A 21,926-nucleotide genomic window follows, 5' to 3' on the forward strand; every position below is an offset into this window, starting at 1 on the left:
TTAAGGTAGGTAAATGTTATGTCTTATATGGCTTTATATAGAAAGTTCCGCCCTCAGACTTTTGAGGATGTTAAGGGACAGGACCACATCGTTACAACTCTACAGAATCAGATCAAAGCAGACCGTATAGGACACGCATATCTATTTACAGGCACAAGAGGTACAGGTAAGACAACAGTGGCTAAAATCCTGGCTCGCACCATCAACTGCGAGAATCCAGTAGATGGATGTCCTTGTATGGAATGTGCCATGTGCAAAGCTATCACAGCGGGCAATTCCATGAACGTCATAGAAATGGATGCCGCTTCAAACAACGGTGTTGATAGCATCAGACAGATTGTGGAGGAGGTGGCATATCCTCCAACTGAAGGAAAATATAGGGTGTATATCATCGATGAGGTGCACATGCTTAGTACAGGTGCCTTCAACGCCCTACTTAAGACTTTGGAGGAGCCACCTTCTTATGTTGTGTTCATATTGGCCACAACAGAGGTTCACAAGATTCCAATCACAATCTTAAGCCGTTGCCAGCGCTACGATTTCCATCGAATCTCCATCGAAACTATAGCTGCTCGTTTGCAGGAGCTGATGGATAAAGAAGGGATTCAGGTAGAGGAAAAGGCACTTCGCTATGTGGCAAAGGCAGCCGACGGCTCAATGCGTGATGGACTAAGCCTTTTGGATCAATGTATAGCATTTTACATAGGCCAGACACTTACCTACGACAATGTATTAAAAGTACTGGGGGCCATCGACACAGAAGTGTTCTCTAGATTGCTTAGACATGTAATCAATGGAGAGATTCCACAGTGCATAGGCATCTTAGAGGAGATTATCACTCAGGGTAGAGATTTAAATCAATTCATCATAGATTTTACATGGTATCTTAGAAATCTGATGCTTATCAAAAGCTCAGATGATATGGAAGATGCCCTTGAAATGTCATCAGACAATATAGCCCTTCTAAAGGAAGAGGCTACCATGGTAGACACAGAAATCCTTATGCGATATATTCAGGTTTTGTCGGCATTATCCAACGAAATCAAGTATGCCACAGGCAAGAGAGTTCTTATTGAGATTGCACTGATTAAGCTGTGCAAGCCAGAAATGGAACAGGATATTTCAGCATTAAATAACAGAATGGCCAACCTTGAGAAAAAGGTGGAAAAGGGTGTGCCAGTAGTTATGCAAGCCCCAGCGGCAGGACAGGCGCCTGCTCCCAGTCAAGCTCCAGTAAAAAAGGAGCCACTTCCAGCAGCTATACCAGAGGAGGTGCAGCAGGTGGTTAGCCAGTGGAGCATGTTGTTAGGCAAGCTTCCTGTCAATGTAAAGACATATCTAAAGCAGGCCAACACTCGCACGGTCAATGAGCAGGGTGAGCTTGTTATCATTTACGATCAGCCACAAGGCTCAGAGCGTATGGCCGGAGATTTCCTTAACAGGCCAGAGGTCATAGAGGAGATTGAATCAGCCATTGAAGAGATGATTCACAAGACCGTAAAAATAAAAGTAGAGATTAATTCCAGCGGTGTAAGTTCACAGGATACCAAAACAGATATTGTGGACTTTTTCGCAAGTAAAGGAATCGAGATAGAAAGTGAGGAATAAGAAATGGGTAAAGGTAGAGGCGGATTTCCAGGTGGAGCAATGGGTGGAGCCAACATGGCCAACCTTATGAAGCAGGCACAGCGTATGCAGCGCCAGATGGAAGAAGCTCAGGCAAAGCTTGAGGAGACAGAAGTTACAGGTACAGCAGGCGGCGGTGTTGTAGAGGTTACAGTTACAGGTGCCAAAGAAATCACAAAGGTACACATCGACCCAGAAGCAGTTGATCCAGATGATGTAGAGATGCTTGAGGACCTTGTAATGGCAGCTACAAATGAAGCACTTCACAAGATTGATGAAATCACTGCTGCATCTATGCCAAAGATGCCAGGTGGATTAGGATTTTAATTAATGGAATACTATAGCAAAGAAATTAGTAACTTAATAGCAGAGCTAAGTGATTTGCCTAGCATTGGAAATAAGTCAGCCCAAAGGCTGGCTTTCCATATATTAGGAATGGATGAGGAAAAGGTAAACGATTTGGCAAATGCCATCGTGCAAGCCAGAAAGAATGTGAGATATTGCAAGCAGTGTTTTACTCTCACTGATGATGAGCTTTGTCCTATCTGCTCCAATCCTAAGCGCAATCAGAATATCATTATGGTGGTGGAAGACACTAGAGATCTTGCTGCCTATGAAAAGACAGGAAAATACAATGGAGTATATCATGTGCTTCACGGTGCAATATCACCGATGGCTGGCATTGGCCCTGGCGATATCAAGCTCAAGGAACTTATGGTGCGCTTGCAGCAGGTGGACGCAGAAGAAGTGATTATCGCCACCAACTCATCCCTAGAAGGCGAGACCACTGCAGCCTATATTAGCAAGCTGATAAAGCCTACAGGCATCAAAGTCAGCCGAATCGCATCCGGCGTCCCAGTAGGTGGCAACCTTGAGTACATCGATGAAGTCACGCTGCTTAGAGCACTTGACGGCAGAACAGAGTTGTAGCGGTAAAAAAATGATAGTGTCATGTATGGGTAAAAACAATTAAAATGGCAAATTAATAATTAAATATTTTTATGTATGATATAAAAAGAGGATTGTGTCATCATGGCACAATCCTCTTTTTCTTTATAAAAGTAAGGTTGTTATGTAAATCTTAATATGAATTGCTATTCTAATATTTTGGAGTATCACTATCGGCGTTATTTGCAAAGTGATACCGGAATTTCGATGAAATAAGGCAGATTTTGATTTTTCAAGTATCACTATTGAGCATATTTTTAAAGTGATACGTAATTTAGTGCTATATCCACTGATTTCACCATTTTGAAGTATCACTTTGAGAAATTGCCTCGATAGTGATACTCATTTTTTATCCTTTGCGAAGAGTTTGGCTGGATATGAGTATCACTTTATAAAAAGGCTTGAAAAGTGATACTTGAAAAATTATTACATAAAACTCTTTAATTAAAATAACATAAATGGTAAAATTTTAACCATCTGCGCTGTACAGAAATAAGCAAAAAACAAAGGGATAATAACAATTGTTGAGAATACAATAAAAGTTCATAGGAGTGACAATATTCATCCATAACTAAACGAGGAAAATGAATGAAAAAATATTAAAGAGAATAATAATTATTGTGTTTGCATTGTTTATGACATTTGAAATAGCGACGAGTTTTGAATATTGGGTTGGAGACTATAAATGTCACTTTGTAAGACTTAGATAAATATACAAGAAATGAAATTATAATGGCTGTAAAAGATTATTGTTGATAAGTTGTTGCAAGTTTATATCAATTTCTACTTCATGTATGTATATCTCAAATTGTCGGAGAAGCATTTTACATGTATGTAAAGAAATATTAGAATGATGCGTGCAATATTTAAAATAGTAAAAATAAATTATGCAAGCATAGAGTAGTTTTTTATTAGATACATGCAAAGATGTAACGTATTCTTTCAAAAAATTGCATGCTTTGTGCTGGATTAACTGTTGTGACTGCAAATATTGAATTCGTTGATTATAGAATTACATGTATGCCAGAAAAAATAAAAGCAAACATGCAACTGTACTTTATACAGAAGTAATTATAGGCAGATATGTGGACATAAAAGAGAATCAGAGTACAAACTGCGATAAGTAACACTGGGGAATACAAAAAGCGATAGAGGAGTTATTACAGGATTAGATGAAGAAAATATTAATTATAAGTTGTTGCATTTTGTTACTTGGATGCGGGAGAACACCAGAACTAGTAAAAGAGGAACCTGTTCAGGTAGAAAAATCTGAAAGAGTTGACGAATGTAAACCCGGTAGAGAAATAGAAAAATTAGAGAATTCCACGGAATCATATACACCAAGGCAAGAACTATATGACAGCTATCTTAAAGGCGAACTTACTGTAGAACTAGGAGGCGAAAGCATAGATATCAATGCCAAAGGAAATGAAGTTGAATATATAGAAATGGATATCGATGGTGATGGAGAGGAAGAGCTGTGTGTCAGAGCTTTTCCATCATTCTATATACTCAAAGCGCAAGCCGGGGAGCTTACAGTAATATACTCTGGAGCGACCTATGATGAACCTATAAATAATGAAGATATGGTAGGTGTGTATTGGTATAGACCAGGCGCAGCCCCAACTCATGATGATTATAAATTTGTTTCTTTCAAGAATGGTAGTGTCGATAAGGAAAATTACTATTCTTGGTATGACGAAAATGACAATATGAAAATGGATAAGACAGATAAATATATCGTGATTCGCAATGATGAAAGAAGCGAAATGGATATGAAAAAATGGCTTAATATGGCGCAAATATATGTAGATAATCAAGACTATCATGCGGACTGGATAGACTTAAAGTAATTGTACGGGAGAATAATATTGAAAAAGATTAAAGAGTATAGAATAGATCTTTATGATGCATATAGATTAGTGATGGGTGTAGTCTACTCCGTAGTTTTTCTACACATAATAGATTACTGTCATCACTTTATGTTTGATTGGATGGATTGGATATTATACGTATTTACGATAATAGTATTATCTGTAGTTTCGTTTTGGAAACTGGAGGATTACGCTGAAACAGTTGCCAATGCAAAAGTAAGACAGTGTTTCAAGTTTATACTTGCAGCAGAAGCAGTTCTGTTTATTATGGAGTTATTCAGGGATTACATAATATTCTTCGAATATATATGGCATATGGCGGAAATAATAAAACTGATTTTTACGTTTACGATTCTACCAGCTCAGATAATTAAGTATGTAAAAGAAGATGCTGAGAATAATAGGCATCTCGAAATTGCTTATTCATTTAAAAAGCAGCTAGATTGCAATCGATATTACATAGCGGTGGTTATTATCCTTGCTTTCGTGCATTTTGTCAAAACAGAAAATGCATTTTTTTCAATGATATTAGCATTTGTTTTTATAGGATGGAGAATAAACATATTAATGTCCATCTGCGATGCAGGAAACTACCAAAAGGAATATTCAAAAAGCAACAATACAGAAGATGATGATGAAGCACAAAACAAGAATGAAGAAACAGAATTAGATACACTTTTTAAGGTGAAACTAATTGCTAACAAGCTCGTAAAACCACTTGGTATAGCTGCAGTTGTAATAGTTATTATAGCTGGTGTTGCCTCAAATTATTATGTAAAAGACTCTGAAAAAGAGTATGGATATAATGGCCGTGGTGATTGGAATGAACATAATTCAAAGTCATTTAAAGAAAAATACTTTTTCTACGGATACAAAAATATAATGCCAACCTGGACGGGACTTGATAAATCTTATGGTGAAATAGTCGATTCGGACGGAACAGTTAAGGCATCTCATATAAAAATAGACATTGGCGAGGCAGACGATTATGGGATTCTACCAGATGGCAAAGGCCATATAATAGATGTAACCGGTGAATATCAGTATGATTTACCATATCTATGTAACGCAAAAATATCTCAGCGAACATTAGTGTATCGTTCGTTTTTAAAATATCTAAATAATCTAATATATTTACAATATGGAGAGGAAATAAAATATATAGATTATTACGATCATGTGAAGGCCCCTTATAATACTGTGGTTGATACAAATGAGGACGGCGCAGTCATATTCTACTCTCATGTCAGGGAAAAAGAGGGAGTGTGTGACAAAGATGGGATTGTGATTAAACCAGATTATGATTATATAGAAAACAGATGGCACATCTATAAAATTGATGAACAGTTATATGGTAAAAACGGCAAACCGCTGTTAGCTGATTATGATATAGAGGACGTTCATATAACCGATATTGAGGGGATGGTTATAATAAAATATTACTTGCCAGAAGAGACCGCACATACATACGAGACTAAAAGATACTTAATCCTTGACTATGATGGAAATATCCTAGTAGATGACATAGATTCAATCATAAGCAATGATAGGGATGGAATTGAATTTGAAAAAGATGGAATAAATTACTTTGTCGGGGCTGACCACGTTGTTGTGAATGCAGATAAGTACGGAATAATTAAACACATCAGTCTAAGTGATTTGTATGATTATGAAGATGATGAATCACTAAAAAACGGCATGTGGGCGAGAGTTGATGATGCAAATGCTGAAAAAGAATTTCTATCATATTTTTTTGATGATGAAGCAGATATGAAAGTAATTGAAACATCTACTTCTAAAGTATACCTAGGGCAAGAAGATGGTGAAAACATATTTGTGTTCATCGTGAATGATGAATATGGCAATGATGCTTATGGATTCAGGTATTCTTTAAATGATGCTGTTATCGAAGGGAAATATGATAAGACAAAAAATGGTGATGAGTTATTTGATTACATGTATTCACTGGATGGGGAAAAGTATTTTTATACAGACGACCTCAAGCCACTATTGGACTATCAAGAAAAAAACTATGTTAAGGATGAGGATGGTTCTATTGTAAAAGTTGAATACGACTCAGATGCCTATGAGTATGGCACATACAATTCATCCGGAGAGCTGTACTTTGACGATAAGGAAAGACCATTGTATCGTCTCTATTACGTAACAAGCGGAAGTAGATTTTGTTACTATCTGTACAACGATAATGATGAACTTGTACAAATATTTGACTTTGGAGGAATGCCATATAAGGGGCTGGAAGAGAATCCTGAAATCGCAATAGGGGTTGATTTAAGTACTTACATATTTGAGCGATAAAGAGCATTAATATTTAGCAAGAAAGCAAGACCATATTGGATCGTGATGAGTTAAAGCCAGAATAAGTAGGTTTTGATGAGGATGGAAATGAAGTAGATACAATATATGCACCAGGGGGCTGAATAATATGACAGAAAACAAAATGGAGACTAGTTATGATTGAGTTAAACAAAGAAAAAAAGCGAATAAAGAGGCTGGGAGCAGGTAACTTTATACTGGTGTTGTTTTTGATATTATGTGTAGTTTCAATCTACTATGCATATACCAGTTTGATTGTAAATGATATCAAATGGATGAGTTTCACATTTACAGCCATTGGGATTATACTCAGCCTAGCTGCAGTGTTTTGGATTGGTATATATCTTGTTTATCGAAACTCAGTGCAGCTTGGAATTAAATGGAGAGCGATAGGTGCAATCTTTGGTATGATTCCAATTGCTCATTTGATTACTCTAGGCATCATCCTAAAGATATGTATTGGAGAATACTATTTTGAAAAGAAAAAAATCAGATTGAATGAGGCCAGACTGGATTCTAAAATCTGCGCAACAAAATATCCAATATTGATGGTGCATGGAGTGTTCTTTAGGGATTTTCGTTATCTGAATTATTGGGGACGAATTCCAGGGCAGCTGGAGTTAAATGGGGCGAAGATATTCTATGGCAATCAGCAGTCTGCCGAATCTGTCGAATCTTGTGGCCAAGAATTGGCTGAACGTATAAAGGAAATTTGTGCAAAGACAGGTTGCGATAAGGTCAATATAATAGCCCACTCCAAAGGCGGATTAGATTCTAGATATGCACTAACAATAGGGAATACAGCTGAGCATGTTGCAAGCTTGACCACAATCAATACGCCTCACAGAGGTTGTGAGTTTGCCGATTATCTTCTAAGTAAAATCGGCACATCTCAGCAGCAGGCTGTGGCAAAGGGATATAATTCAATCTTGCACAAGTTGGGGGATCATCAACCAGATTTTTTGGCGGCTGTTTACGATTTGACTGCCAGTTCATGCGCGGCATTTAATAAAAAATGTAAAAATGTAGAAGGCGTTCTATATCAAAGCTATGGTTCAAAGATGAATGTGGCAAGAGGCGGGCGTTTCCCTCTGAATTTCTCTACACATTTGGTGAAATACTTTGATGGCTCTAATGATGGTTTGGTTGGAGAGAAATCTTTCCCTTGGGGAGAAAATTATAAAATGCTAACTGTAAAAGGCAACAGAGGCATTTCTCATGGAGATATGATTGATTTAAATCGAGAAAATCTACCGGAATTTGATGTGCGAGAATTTTACGTACAGCTGGTTGCTGATTTGAAGAATAAAGGGTATTGAATATCTATCTGATAAATAGTAATATACTACCATGACGCAAAATAAAATTTTTGATATATAGCATAAAATTTATTATAATCAGTTAAAACCATAGTATTAATGAGGGTAATGATTATGAAATATGATGCATTTATTAGCTACAGACATTTAGAGCGGGATATGTATGTGGCAAAAAAAGTTCACAAAGCGTTAGAGACTACCAAGATTCCTAGGAAGATTCAAAAGGAAATTGGTCGTAAAAGAATAAATAGAGTATTCAGGGATCAGGAGGAGCTTCCAATCGGTAGCGACCTTGGTTCGAACATCGAGGCAGCCCTTAGGGAGGCGGCCTTTCTTGTGGTTATATGTTCACCACAGACAAAGGATTCTTATTGGGTTATGAAGGAAATCGACACCTTCATTTCTATGCACGGCAGAGAAAATGTTTTGGCAGTGTTGGTTGATGGAGAGCCTGCCGATTCATTTCCACCACAGTTGCTCGCTGATGAAGCAGGCAGGCCAGTGGAGCCACTTGCAGCTGATGTCAGAGGCGAATCCAAATCAGAAGTAAGACACAAGCTTAAGACCGAGACACTTCGTTTGGCTGCATCTATTTTGCACGTAGATTATGATGATTTAAAGCAAAGACACAGAGAGCGTCAGATGCGTCGCAATGTCACCATTGCAGCAGGTATCGCAACTGTCGCTGTCGCTTTTGGCGTTTATAATGCCTACAATCTTTCCAAGATTAATGCTGAATATCAGCAAAAGCTTATCAATGAATCAAAAGTGCTGGCTGCCACATCTCTTGATATTTTAGAAGCAGGAGACACCAAAACAGCAGCCCTTGTTGCAATGGAAGGTCTATCTACAGAGGAAAACAAGCGTCCATATGTGGCAGATGATGTTTACGCACTTTCGCAGGCACTTGGCACTTATAATCTTGGGCTTGATTTGTCCCACGATTTAAAGCTTTCACATGATGTAAATGTTTCGGATTTTGCTGTCAATGAAGACGGTACTAAAGTAGTATCAGTTGATTTCAACAACAAGCTATATATCTGGAATTTGGATAATGGCGAGTGTACCTTCAAAAGGCCTGTAGATATTATTAACGAAACTGATGATAAAGTTATCGCTGTAGGATTTTCAGGCGACACAATTGTTGCAGTCACCAACAATTACATTAGAGGATTCAAAGACAACGGCGAAATAGTATACGAACGTAAGCAGGATGAAAGTATTACATTTGCAAAAATAAGCAAGTCTGGTAAGTATATTGCAGCTAAAATAAATGCCTATGACAAGAAAACATATGAGCAGCATGAATATGTACAAATGATTGATGCTGCTACTGGTGAGCCAGGCAAAAAATACGAGAATCAGACAGATGTAACCTATGGCGCTGAAATGAACTTCACAAAAGATAATTCAAAGCTTTTGATAGAGCATCTGCCAGGTAATGATGATGTGCAGAATTATGTATCCATTATCGATTTAGAATCAGGTAACATAGTCGATGTCCCAGTAGAAGGTGGAGCTGTTGTCAACATCATTGAAACAAGAGATGGTGACATGGCAGCTGCAAGCATGAGCTACAGTGCGATGCTCGCAGGTGAAAATGCGCCAGTGCATGTTTATAAATGTGATATCAATACTGGTGAAGTAAAGTGGACAAAGGATGTTGATTATATCGGAGGACCTCTCAATACCAGCTATAGTTATTTAGGCTCAAGAGTCCTTGAACTCGATGGCCAGGAATATAATCAGCTTATGTTTAATGGTTCTAAAAAGCTGTATGTTTTAGACCTTGAAACTGGCGAAAGCATTAATGAAATTACCACAAATGCTTATATTCAAAACTATATGATGAGCGCCAGCAGCAATCTGTTATTTGTTGGAACAGCTGACGGTAAGCTCACATTCTACGATGCACTAACTGGTGATATATCTGAAGAAGTCGATGTAGATAAGGGCAATTCTTTAGTAGATTTTGATATTGAGAATGGTGTTTTTGTATCCTCTGGATTTAGAAGCCCAGAACTGACAGTTATGCGTTTTATAACGGACGAGGATTACATAGTTAAGTACGAAATGGAGACTGGTTTTTACGGCGGAGCTGTAAGCAGCCCTTCAGGAGACACTTACGTACTTCAAACAGTAGATAGTGCTTCAGATAATAAATACATTTTTAGAGTATTTGAAACTGCAACTGGTAAAGAAATTGGTCAGATAGAAGTAGATGATGGCAGATATGGCAAGCTGTCTTACATTGATGAAGACACAATTGTAATACCTACATACACAGGTAAGGTAATCTACTATTCAATAAGTGATAAAAAGACGGAAATAGTGGAGATAGATGAGGATGTAATCAGCATCGAACTCGGCGTATCTACCAATGGAAAATATATTGTATTTGGAAACGACAAATACTATGTAATTGACGTGGAAGCTCGTAAGATAGTTTATCAGGGCGATGCAGATTTCCATTTCTGGACTGCAGCTATTTCCAATGACGGCGAGACAATTTATGGTGTAGACGTCTACGGCAAATCATACAAGATTAACGCCAAAAAAGGTAAGACAAAAGAAATTTTCAAAAAGTATAACGTAAATACGATAGTGACCAGCCAAAACGACAACGAAATAGCAGTCGCATGTACTGATGGATTACTTAGAGTAATAAACGCTGAAACTGGTGACGTTGAAAATGAGATTGAATATTATGGTGACCAGTATTCATTTATTCAGTTCTCTCAGGACAATAATCAGCTTTTCCTTCAGGGAGACGATTTATATTTCCGTATATACGATAGGGCTGCAGAAAAAAATGTTCTTTTGATGAATGAACAGATAAATGATGTGCTATACACTTGCTATGATGAAGATAATAACAGACTATCAATCTGCAATTACTATGATATGTACATTATTGATTTGAACACATACGGTTTCCTTGACTATGCAGAATACGGCAGATTGTACATTCCACAGTCCCAAACAATTGTCAGTGCATACGGAAGAAGCATGACCGAATTCAAGGTTAAAAATCAGGATGACCTGGTTAAAAAAGTAAAAGAAAGATTTGGCGATGCCAAGCTTACAGAATTCCAGAGATTAAAATATCTGGTTAATTAACAGGGGGATAATGTGAAGATACTAGTTCTTATAGTGGCGCAGATATTGGCAGGAGTTACTGCAGTTACGCAAGTTCCAGAAGATATGCTAGCAGATGCCAATCTCCAGCCAACATCAGCCTACGAACAGATGCTGGTTGAGTACGATGATTCTGGCACATTTTATGACAATAACGGGCTTGATAGGAACAACGAGGTATATCGATGGGGTGCAGCAGTCACTTCACTTTATGCATATCTTGAAAATGGAAGCCCTAAGTACTTGGCTGGCCATGAAGTAGACGACAGCATTTATGATGACACAGTTACATTTTTAGCCCAAGCCTGGAACATTACAGATAGAACATCTGCAGAAGAGGTAATAGACAGAGTTCTTACAAATGGCCATAATGCAAAATGCAATCAGGCCATCAAAGAAGAATCCGATATCAAGGCTCTGATTAAGGCCATTAAAAGAGACTTTGGTGATGATTTCACCTACGAGGATGCCTTGACCATAGACGAGGATTACTTCAAGGAAAACGAAATAGATACTTCCGAATTTTATAGAGTAAAGGGCGCTGCCTGCGCCTATGTAAGATTTGGGAACGACTGCTTAAAGGGATATGATTACATCAGATTAATAAGAGTAATCACATTTAGTTATCAGATAGGGTATCTTACAAAGGAAGAGCACGACCAGCTAATATACAATATAGACATTGCATTACAGCAACAATATTCTAGTTTCAAAGATATTCATGAATGTTATTATTACGGCGAAATGTTTAGACTTGGAACAAAAGATAGACAATCAACATCATTAATTAATGATATTGTCAAAGCGATAAGCGAAATGACCGACGAGAGATACTACACTAAGATTGAAAAGCGCTTTGAAAAAGAAATCAGCTTTAATAGTGCAAGTATGGAGGAATGATATAAATGAAAAAGAGATTTACAAGACTTACAGCATTAGCCTTAGCGGGCCTTATGCTAGTAGGTTGTGGCGGAGGAAAAGATGCCGCATCTAAGGAAAAGGAAAGCACCAAGGAAGAAGCTAAGGTAGAGATTCCATTAGTAGACGAGTCTTTTAAGGATGCTACAGAAAGTGATGTCAGTAATGATCTTATCAGATGGCTCTTAGCAGCCAATGCTGTTGAGATTGAGGGCCAAGGCTTAGACTGGCAGAGAATTGGTGGAGCAAGACCAGACACAGTGGACCTCGACACAGTAGAAGATTATCTTTCATTGCATTCTGCAAAAAGCAAAGATAAAGCCATTGAAAAGGTGGAAGAGCTTGTAAAGGCTGAGTACGACGATTCATCTGAAAGAGCTTATAATCTTGGAACTGCAGAAGGTATTTTGGCAGCTAGCTATTGCTCAAACGATATGGATTTTGATGAGTATTTAATGCATGCTGTTCCAGTTTCTAAAATGATTCAGCAGGACTTCGAAAGCTTTGATGACTACGGTGACAATTACGTTGCAGGTTACATGACCCATGTTGGCGAGGGCGAATTTGGTGATATTGCCTCTATCGGATACAGAGAAGTCGCTCAGCAGGAATTTGTTGGTTTAGCAAGATTTTACGATGAAGCCTATGCAATAGACTTTGACATGGAACTTACAAAAGAAGCATACTCAACATTTTTTGATGATATGCCAAAGAAAGCAGATGTAGATGCTATCAAAAGCAAGGACCCAGAATTTGTATTAGCTTATATCGCCCCAAAGGAATTAGGAGATAATCCTAAATCTGGAAACATCGAAATTGATGGTGATGTTTATCACATGCCATTTACAATTAAGCAATTTATGGACAATGGCTGGAAGGTAAAAGATGCACCTGATGAATTAGCTACAAACAGGGAAGATGATGTTACATTAAAGCGTAAAGGCAAGACAATTACTGTAACTACAAGCGCTCTTAGAGCACAATATACTCAGGTAGAATATGGACTTGTTGAAGAAATTAATACTGTAAAAATGGGCAGTGTAGACGTTGTACTTCCTGGAGACATAAAGGAAGGCAAATCTTTTGACAAAGTAGTAAAGACACTCAAGAAATACGGTATTACTAACGGCGTCAAAGACGACGGAGTAAAAGCTTCAATCACTTCAGCAGCCCACAACATGAGTGATGTCACAATCACAGAAGACGATGGAAAAGTAGGAAGCTTCTCGATTTTTGCAACACTTGTAGGTAGAGAAGGCAATCTGGAAAACTATTATGAGATACTTACAGAAGACGAAGAATTCTACAATTATTCTCATGCAATGTCTCTTCGAGCAAAGACATACAAATATCGCCCAGAGGCTGAAGGTGCAGCAGAGTCAGATGTAGAGATGTCGGATAACCTGGATGATTTTACTCTCCAGATTGATGGAAGAGTGGTAGCCCTTCCTCTTTCTTATCAGCAACTAGTTGATATGGGATTTGAATTTGAAGATGGCGCTGACACTGTAGTTCCTGCCGGAGAAGAATTCGAGTTTTCTGGCTACTACTTAGGCAACGAGTACAGCAAGATGAACTTTGGTGTTGTTAACTATTCAGAGGAAGACATGGCCCTTAGCGACTTAGATGTACAGTATGTTCGCGCTACAATGTTTGGCTGGAACCAGTACGAGGACTACCCATTCATTATTTCTCAGGGCGCAGAGCTTGAAATCTACAATCTCGAAGATTTAGAGGAAATGTATGGCCCACTTGAGAAGAGCGGCGATACTTATGATAATGGCTATGTTACATTAGACTATTATGAATATAAAAGTGATGCAGGCTGGTATATCTTCTGGATTCAGCCAGAAGGAATGCTATCAGGAATTGAAGTAAACAAGTATATGAAATAAGATTAAGGCCAGTAGTTTGATAAACTACTGGCCTTGGTTTATACATATTATAAATATAATTCTATATTAGGAACAATTCATACTCATAGCCACTTGCGTAGCAGGTGGTGTAACCCCTTTATAATTGTCATAAATACGTTTTAAATCTGTAGCTAAGAATCCTGGAAAGCATACACATAACGTATCAAAATCCATCCCACAGCTACACATTGCCTCAACGGCTCTCACATCCTGCTCCTTCATAATTGCTACCCCCTTTTACAATGCTAAATACTATATCTAGCAAGAACTTGTATATAAGTATAACAATATCTTGTGAAAAAGCTATGACAAAATTTTGAAAAATGAGGCTAATCTTATAAAGAATTTATTCTTTTCATCCGACATATAAAATGTAAACGAAAATACCGTGGAGGAACTGTATGCAAATTGAAGGACTAAAGGTAACGGATTACATTAAAACAGAAGGGGCCGACAGCCAAGGATATGGCGTAGGTACCAGCGGTATCAAGGATGATAAAAAAGCAAATCAAAATATAGAGTTAAGATCTATTACAGTAGAAAATGCATTTTATGATAATAGGGGAAAGAGGACTGATGAAGAATTTGCCAAGGAGGTAAATGAGGCATCAGCTCTTGGTATGTCCACAGTTGAGAAGGTAAAGAATATTGAGCGTGGTTGGGATGAAGAAGCAACTGCAAAGGTAAGCGAAGATGGACATAGCCCAATGGACATGGAAACGGATGCCCTTGTTACAGTAGTGGATGAAATCAAAATGAACTTGGCTAAGGGCGGCAAAGATATCAGCAAAATGGGAGGCCTTGATGCAGATGAGATAGAAGCAATGACAGGCTCAGTGGCACAGGCTGTTGAAATGACACGTGGCCTTGCTGATACACTTCCAGTAGAAACGCAGGCATACCTTGTAAAAAATGAATTAGAGCCAACAATTTCTAATATATATAATGCTACATATTCGGCTCCAGTGAATGAAAAAGGCACTGGAGAGATGAATGACGAAGACATAATTGGTCTTCTTGAAAAATTAGGAGATAAGCTAGATTCACTTATAGAACAAGTAGAAAGTGAACAATCAGAGTCTGCGCAAAGACCTATGTCACCAGAAGAGCTAAAGCAAACGGTGGCCACCATGATGAAGCAAGATGTTCCTGTTACGAAGGAGCATCTTGAGTACATGGTTGAATTGCAGGACTATGAAAAACCTTCGGAAGAAGCTATCGTAAATGCGATAGATGATATTGTGGCTGAGGGAAAAGAGCCTGTAGACGCATATCTTGTGCCTGGCTATTCTTTAATGGACAAGGCAAGAATGACATTTGATGAAGTGATGGGGATGGATGCAAATTCCCTTCCAACAATCACCGCCCAGAGACAGCTTGTTGAAATTCAACTAACAATGACTGTTCAGTCTACATTTACCATGATGAAAAATGGTATAGAGGTGAATACTCGTGACCTATCTGATTTATTAGACAAGCTGAAATTACAGGAAAACAATCTGCTCCAAATTCTTATGAGAGCAGGTAATAAAGAAGCTACCAATGCAAATGTAAATCTGTTCAAGCAGGTTATGAATGAGATGGCAGATATTAATTCTGCCCCTGCAGCAATGCTTGGAAGATTTTCTAATATCAATGCTGAAACATTCTCGTATGTACATGAGGTAAGCGTATCTGTAAAGGCAGAGTATACACGTATGGAAATGACATATGAGGCAGTAGGAACGGAGGTAAGAACTGACCTTGGCGATAGCATGAATAAGGCATTCCAAAATGTGGATGATATTTTGGCTGATTTAGATATTGACGCAACCGATTCTAGTCAGAAGGCTGTGCGAGTTCTTGCATATAATCAGATGGAGATAACAGCTGAATCTGTCACTACAATGCAGGCAAGCACAGAAATGGTAGCCAGAACATTCAAGAGCATGACACCAGCCGTAGTAGCAGAAATGATTAAGCGCGGAGATAATCCTCTTGATATGACAATGGCAGACTTAAAGGCAAAAGCAGAGGAAATCAAGGCAGAAATTGGAAGCACATCTGACGATGAGAGCTTTGCGAAATTCCTGTGGAAGGCAGAGCACAATTCTGAAATAACAGAGGCAGAACGAGATGCATTTGTTGGTGTGTACAGACTTCTTCACCAAGTGGAAAAGTCTGATGGCGCAGCGATAGGTGCGTTGATAAGTCAGGGCGTAGAAGTTACTATGCGAAATCTGATGACTGCAGTGCGCTCAAGCAAGCATACAGGACAGGATTATAAAATCAATGATAAATTTGGTCAGCTTGATGAGATGGTTGTTCGAGATCTTTCCATCACTGAGCAGATTGAAAAGGTGTTCCTAACAGATAGATGTCGTGATGCAAAAGAGGCTATGACACCAGCTAAGATGGCAAAGCTTGGCGAAGATGAGATTATGGCTATGAACCCAGATGAATTAGCAACAGCTATGGAAGAAGCTGTTGATGAGGAATCTGAGATTGCTTACAACAAGTATGTGAGCGCCCAGCTTAAGGAGGCAGTGGCAGCTGAAGAAAGATACACAGCCATTTTAGATGAGTACAATCTTCCTCATTCACCAAATATGATTGCAGCGGTAGAGGCACTTGTGGAAAACAATGGTAAGGTGATGAAGGATCTATTCCAGAAGGCTTCTAGCCAGAGAATGGAAGTGATGAATGAAAGAGAATCCTCAGTAGATAGCTCATTAGAAGCTATGGATATTGAAGATTTAATCAACTTAGCCTACTCTCGTTTTGAGGAAGCTTGCCACATACCAGAAGACATGGCCGAGGCTCAGGAAGCATTGGGAACACTTGCTGAAAATGTCATGAAGACCATGATAGAGACAGAAGATGTGCGCACTATCGATATGGATGGAATGAAGATGGTGGTGCAGCAGGCTAAGGCAATGCAACAGATGGCTACATCAGGCGAAACTTATCATATACCAATGATGATTGCAGAAGAAGCTGGGACTATGAGCCTCAGAATTGTGCGAGGAAATGGCGAGGCAGGTTTAGTCAAGATGGCACTTTACATGGAATCTACAGGAACAATATCTACCTCATTTAGATATGAAGCAGGCGAGGTGCATGCATCTGTTGAGTGCGAGACTGCACAGATGAGAGAGATGTTTGCAAGCCAGGCATCTAAGATTTCTGAAATCATGCAAGAGCAAACAGGCTTTATGTTTAGCTTTAGCTTTACACAATCTATAGGCATTAGTGCTTCAGATATCTACAATTGGAATCTTGGTAATTTTGCCGTAGCAGACGATGTCACAAAAGCAAAAGAAAATGAGATACAGACCGAAGCGCTTTATGGAATAGCGAGAGGATATATAGATGTAATCGCTGAGCTATTCTAAATGATGTTTTATGTATATATTGTTAAAATCCACAAATTTTAAGAAAATTATTGTATAATCAGCTTAAGAAATGGGGAATTAAAAGAAATATAACAGCGGTACTTTGCGAATAGCAAAATATCGCTGTTTTTTTATACGGATATGAGAGTTTCAAGGAAGAAAATCAGGAAGTTAATTGAAGGATTCTACAGCAATAGCCGCGCTAGAGGAATAGCTCTAGTGCTGGTTTTTGTATTGTTTATTATCTCTATACGAATTCCATTTACAATTGCTGATGACGAGATGAGACAATCAACAGTTGTATCTTTTGAAATGTTAGGCGAGGGCGTCGCAAATCAGTATCTTCCACTTGGGGCGTCAGAAGATAACATCAGCTTTCCAACCACTTTAACAGCTACATTAGAGACAAAGATTGAAAAAGAAAAAGAGGAAGAGCTTCTGGAAAAATTGCCAGAGGAGCTGCCTTTAGAAGTGCTGCCACCAGAAGAACTTCCACCAGAGGAGCATCCACTAGAAGAATTGCCTCCAGAGGAATTACCAGAAGGTGAATTGCCTGAGGGTGAGGTCCCAGTGGATGGAGTCATAGAAGGTGAAGGAAATGCAGACGGTGTTGAGCCTACTGATGTGGGACAACCAGGCGAAACAGGTGTAGAAGCAGTAGAAGGAACAGACGGAGCAGAAGGAATAGAAGGTACCGAAACCGGCACAGCAGAAGGTACGGAGGCACCTGTAGCTTCAGAGGGACAGCCTTCAGATGAAACTGGGGCCCAGGATGATAGCGGGGCAGATTCAAGTCAAACTGATGCTGGTTCCTCAGATGCTGGTTCCTCAGATGCTGGTTCCTCAGATGCTGACTCCTCAGATGCTGGCACATCAGATACGGGTTCCTCAGACAGTGGCTCATCAGATGATGGAGGCTCAGATGGTGATTCTACAGCTGGGCTATTTTTAAACATGCTATTTCCAACTATGATTGCCCATGCCGAGACAGAGATTGAGATTAAGACTGAGCAGGTTGGCATTAGCTGCACCGGTTGGGTGTTGGACGAATCAAGTAGCACAGGGGCAGGTTTTGATTCATCGATAGCAGGGGCAGTCTATGTGTATCGCCCAGAGATTGAAACAGATTATGTTGTGGAGGCAGAACTTCCTACAATAACAGTGCACATTGTGGAAGAGGCAGTGGTTCCTACAGCCCTTGAGCTTGTGGCAGTTTTGGATGATGTGACAATAATTCTTAGAGCTGATGCTGGAGTATTTCCTGATGGTGTGGCCCTAAGCGCAAGAAAGGTATCTGACGAGGAAGCTCAGATACTTGATGATGCAGTGCGAAATTCAACAGATGAAACAGAGCTAGTTGGCACAATAAGCTATGACATTAAGGTAATCGATGCATCAGGTAACGAAGTGCAACCAGATACCACCAAGGGTGGAGCACGCCTTTCATTTACCCTTGCTAGTAATCCAGAAGAAGAGATTGAACTTTACCACATTACGGGTTCAATAGATAATTTAACTTCTGTTGAAAGAATTAACAGCGAAAGATACGACAACACTGTGGAGGCTAATATTGATGGATTTTCTTACTATACATTAGCCTATGCAAATGGTGCTGCCACCCCATCAATTGTTTTAAGTAAAGATAGGAATCAAAGTGCAGATAGTCTTGTAAAGGAAGTAGTTAATAAGAGTATTAAAGCCACAAATACAAGTAGAACGGGAACAGTATATACATTCTCAAATGGTGGATCAGATGTAGGAATTGGATCAGGAATTATATTAGATTCAAGCGGAACTGAAGCCGGTGCAAATGATCCAGATTTGGCCAAATTAGTCGCAAATATGGGAAAAAGTTATGGTGGACATACATCAACCCTTGAGTTTGAAATGATAGCAGATGGGGAACTGCTTACATTTGATTACGCCTTTGCTTCATCTGAATTTGTATATGATTCTAGTTTTAATGATATATTTGGATTGTTTGTAAGCATAAATGATGGGCCTTATGAAAATATTGCATTAATTACCAGAGCAGATGGAACAACAGTACCAGTGACCATAGTAAATTTGCGTGCAGGTGTAGACGGAACAGAAATGAATAATGGTAGTGCACAGAATCCTCAAGAAGGTACACATTCATTATTTACATACACAACTCTACCATTAAATGGTACTGAATTAAATGGAATATCCAATGTATTTACAGCCCAAAAAGCAGTGCATATAAACGATAAAGTAAAAATTAAGTTTGCGATTTGTGATATTGGAGATACATCTGTTACATCCTATGTGTTTATAAAGAAAGGCTCTTTGAGCTTCAACGCCCCAGAGGCAGAAACAGAGTACATAGACGAAAATCTTGAAAACCTGGAACCAGGCAAGGAATACAAAATTACAACAGATGAGGGTGAGTTTACATTTACTGCTGATGAAAATGGATGCATTCCTCTAGAAGGAACGGATAACGATGGCAATCCATATAATTTCATAGGAAAAACTCTTACTATTGTACAAAAGGGTGGGGAGGGGCAACCAGATTCCGACCCACAGGTACATGAAATTCCAGATAGGCCAACATCCGAGGATACCCCACAGGAAGAGCCACCTGACCCAGAGACTAGCGGTGCTCTCAAGCCTTCAGAGGTGGTAGAGGATGACGTGGATGCTGAGGCGACCAAGACTACTATCACAATTCATATCGAGCCTAGCGAGACTGATAAGATGGATGAAGAGTATCGTATTTACGATATGGGCGGAAATGAAATGCCAGGCTATGACTGGGTGAAGCCTTCTGAGGATGGCACTCTGAAATTCGAAGGCCTGGAGGAAGGTCATGAATATATCATCAGATCGAGAAAGCCTGCTACAGAATCGTCTTTCCAATCCCCTATTAGTGAAGGTGTAAAAGTAAGGACAACAGGCTCACTTATTGTGGAAAACAAGGATGATGTGGAAGCTGTGTATGATGGCAATACAAAGGGATATTTTGTGGCTGCCGACCAGCAGGATGCTGTAATTATGTACAGCTCTGACCCAGAGGAAGCTTACACATTAGTAAAGCCAACATTCGTAGATGTTGGAGTATACAAGGTTTACTATAAAGTAGGTAAAAAGGGCTTTAAGACTGAATATGGCTCATATACAGTCACTATCTTAAAGGCGCCACGTGAAGATATCATATTAGATGAAATAGAGATTAATAAAAAAGATAATCCAGTTCCAATGCTTAAAATAGGGGACCTCATTGAAGATTACGAGAAGGCTGTTCTAGTAAGCAGCAATAATCCTGTTACATATAGAATTTCAAGCAAGAACTACGAGGATTATTATATTAAGATGCCATTCAGGTATGAAAAAGAGCCTGAGGTGCCAGCACCAGTGCCAGAGAAAAAGCCGGAGCCTAAAAAAGAGCCGGTAAAGAAAGAGCCAGTAAAACAAGAAACAGTTAAGAAAGAGACAACAAAATCAACTCCTTCAAAGGCTGCTCCTACTCCAGTGACAAAAAAGGCACCAGAACCAAACCCAGAGCCAACCCCAGCCCCTGCTCCAGTAACGAAAACAAAGAAAAAAGTATTGGCTCCTGTGGCAGAGCCTGAAAAGCCAAACCCAGGTAAAATCATTGTTTCAATGGAGCTTGCAGATGCAGAAAGAAATAATGCGGCATTGGCTGATAGCAATGCCGTGGCAGATATAGTGCTCAGCCCAGACCAAAGAAATGCTGTTGATTCTGGTAGCAATATAGAAATAAAAGTCGAGCTTACACCAATCCTATTTGAAAACGTGACCGAAGAAGAAGTAGAGGCTATCGAAAGAGGTTTGAGCTCATTTGATTCAACTATTCCAAATATCACTGTGGCTGATTACATGGATATTAGTATGTTCATGAGAATGAACGATGATAATTGGGATCAGATTACTGAGACAGAAAAACCAATCAATATAGTGATAGAAATTCCTGATGATTACAAGGGCTTGTCGCAAAACTATTATATCCTTAGAGTGCATGATGGCGTGCTTACGCTTTTGGAGGATTTGGATGACGATCCTGACACAATCACCATCTCTACAGAATTCTTCTCTACCTATGTGCTTATGTATGAAGGGGCTCCAGTGGTAGAGGAAGTGGTTGAAGAAGTAGTAGAGGAACGCTGCCATCTATGTCACAGATGTCCAACCTTCCTTGGAATATGCTATTTCGTATGGCTTCTTATAATAGTAGGCGTATTTACTATCATCCTTTCTATTATCATTATTAATAGAGAGAAGAAGGAGAAAAAACAGGAAGCTGAAAAGAAACAGATTGCTAGCTAAAAGTCAAAAAATCAACATTGAGGAATAATGAAATGCAAGGCCTTAAAATACAAGGTCTTGCATTTTTTTGTGGGCAAAAGTTGCATATCTTGGGTTAAGTTTGGCAGTCTCGAACCGATAATTATGATGTAAGGACATGGAAGACCTATACAATTAAATACACCG

12 protein-coding genes are annotated in these 21,926 nt (G+C 39.0%); 11 read left to right on the plus strand and 1 reads right to left on the minus strand.

The genetic code is table 11. From position 1 onward, the window contains the following. The first annotated feature begins 18 nt into the window (after positions 1–18). The 9 genes from dnaX (at position 19) to T498_RS0100670 (ending at position 14,055) form a co-directional block, all read left to right on the plus strand. On the plus strand, positions 19–1,608 hold the full coding sequence (gene dnaX / locus T498_RS0100630) for a DNA polymerase III subunit gamma/tau (RefSeq protein WP_028234239.1): 1,590 nt from the start codon (positions 19–21) through the stop codon (positions 1,606–1,608). Between the two features lie 3 nt (positions 1,609–1,611). Next, on the plus strand, positions 1,612–1,953 hold the full coding sequence (locus tag T498_RS0100635; protein ID WP_028234240.1) for a YbaB/EbfC family nucleoid-associated protein: 342 nt from the start codon (positions 1,612–1,614) through the stop codon (positions 1,951–1,953). Positions 1,954–1,956: 3 nt separating this feature from the next. Beyond that, positions 1,957–2,556 (plus strand): recombination mediator RecR, encoded by a 600-nt coding sequence (gene recR, locus T498_RS0100640; protein WP_028234241.1) that lies wholly within the window; start codon positions 1,957–1,959, stop codon positions 2,554–2,556. Positions 2,557–3,746: 1,190 nt separating this feature from the next. Beyond that, a complete protein-coding gene (locus T498_RS0100645) occupies positions 3,747–4,427 on the plus strand; it encodes a hypothetical protein (protein WP_028234242.1) in 681 nt (226 codons plus the stop codon). A gap of 18 nt (positions 4,428–4,445) precedes the next feature. Continuing rightward, positions 4,446–6,767, plus strand: a complete 2,322-nt coding sequence (locus tag T498_RS0100650; RefSeq protein WP_028234243.1) for a hypothetical protein — start codon at positions 4,446–4,448, stop codon at positions 6,765–6,767. A 155-nt stretch (positions 6,768–6,922) separates the two neighbouring features. After that, a complete protein-coding gene (locus tag T498_RS14445; RefSeq protein WP_051524516.1) occupies positions 6,923–8,104 on the plus strand; it encodes an esterase/lipase family protein in 1,182 nt (393 codons plus the stop codon). Between the two features lie 114 nt (positions 8,105–8,218). Beyond that, a complete protein-coding gene (locus tag T498_RS0100660) occupies positions 8,219–11,224 on the plus strand; it encodes a toll/interleukin-1 receptor domain-containing protein (protein ID WP_028234244.1) in 3,006 nt (1,001 codons plus the stop codon). Positions 11,225–11,236: 12 nt separating this feature from the next. Further along, positions 11,237–12,142: a DUF1266 domain-containing protein gene (locus tag T498_RS0100665; protein WP_028234245.1), complete on the plus strand. Its 906-nt coding sequence runs from the start codon at positions 11,237–11,239 to the stop codon at positions 12,140–12,142. Between the two features lie 5 nt (positions 12,143–12,147). Next, positions 12,148–14,055, plus strand: coding sequence for a DUF1266 domain-containing protein (locus T498_RS0100670; protein WP_028234246.1), 1,908 nt, complete (start codon positions 12,148–12,150; stop codon positions 14,053–14,055). Positions 14,056–14,121: 66 nt separating this feature from the next. Here T498_RS0100670 and T498_RS16655 read toward each other — a convergent pair whose 3' ends face one another. Next, positions 14,122–14,298, minus strand: coding sequence for a hypothetical protein (locus T498_RS16655; protein ID WP_155950994.1), 177 nt, complete (start codon positions 14,296–14,298; stop codon positions 14,122–14,124). Positions 14,299–14,477: 179 nt separating this feature from the next. Between T498_RS16655 and T498_RS0100680 the strand changes: the two genes are divergently transcribed. Both T498_RS0100680 and T498_RS0100685 read left to right on the plus strand, forming a co-directional pair. Then, complete coding sequence (locus tag T498_RS0100680; RefSeq protein WP_028234247.1) at positions 14,478–17,450, plus strand: DUF6240 domain-containing protein; 2,973 nt, start codon at positions 14,478–14,480, stop codon at positions 17,448–17,450. A 219-nt stretch (positions 17,451–17,669) separates the two neighbouring features. Next, on the plus strand, positions 17,670–21,761 hold the full coding sequence (locus T498_RS0100685) for a choice-of-anchor L domain-containing protein (protein WP_028234248.1): 4,092 nt from the start codon (positions 17,670–17,672) through the stop codon (positions 21,759–21,761). Positions 21,762–21,926 lie beyond the last annotated feature (165 nt).

The sequence above is a fragment of the Pseudobutyrivibrio sp. MD2005 genome, assembly GCF_000621865.1.
In the GTDB taxonomy this organism is placed as follows: domain Bacteria; phylum Bacillota; class Clostridia; order Lachnospirales; family Lachnospiraceae; genus Pseudobutyrivibrio.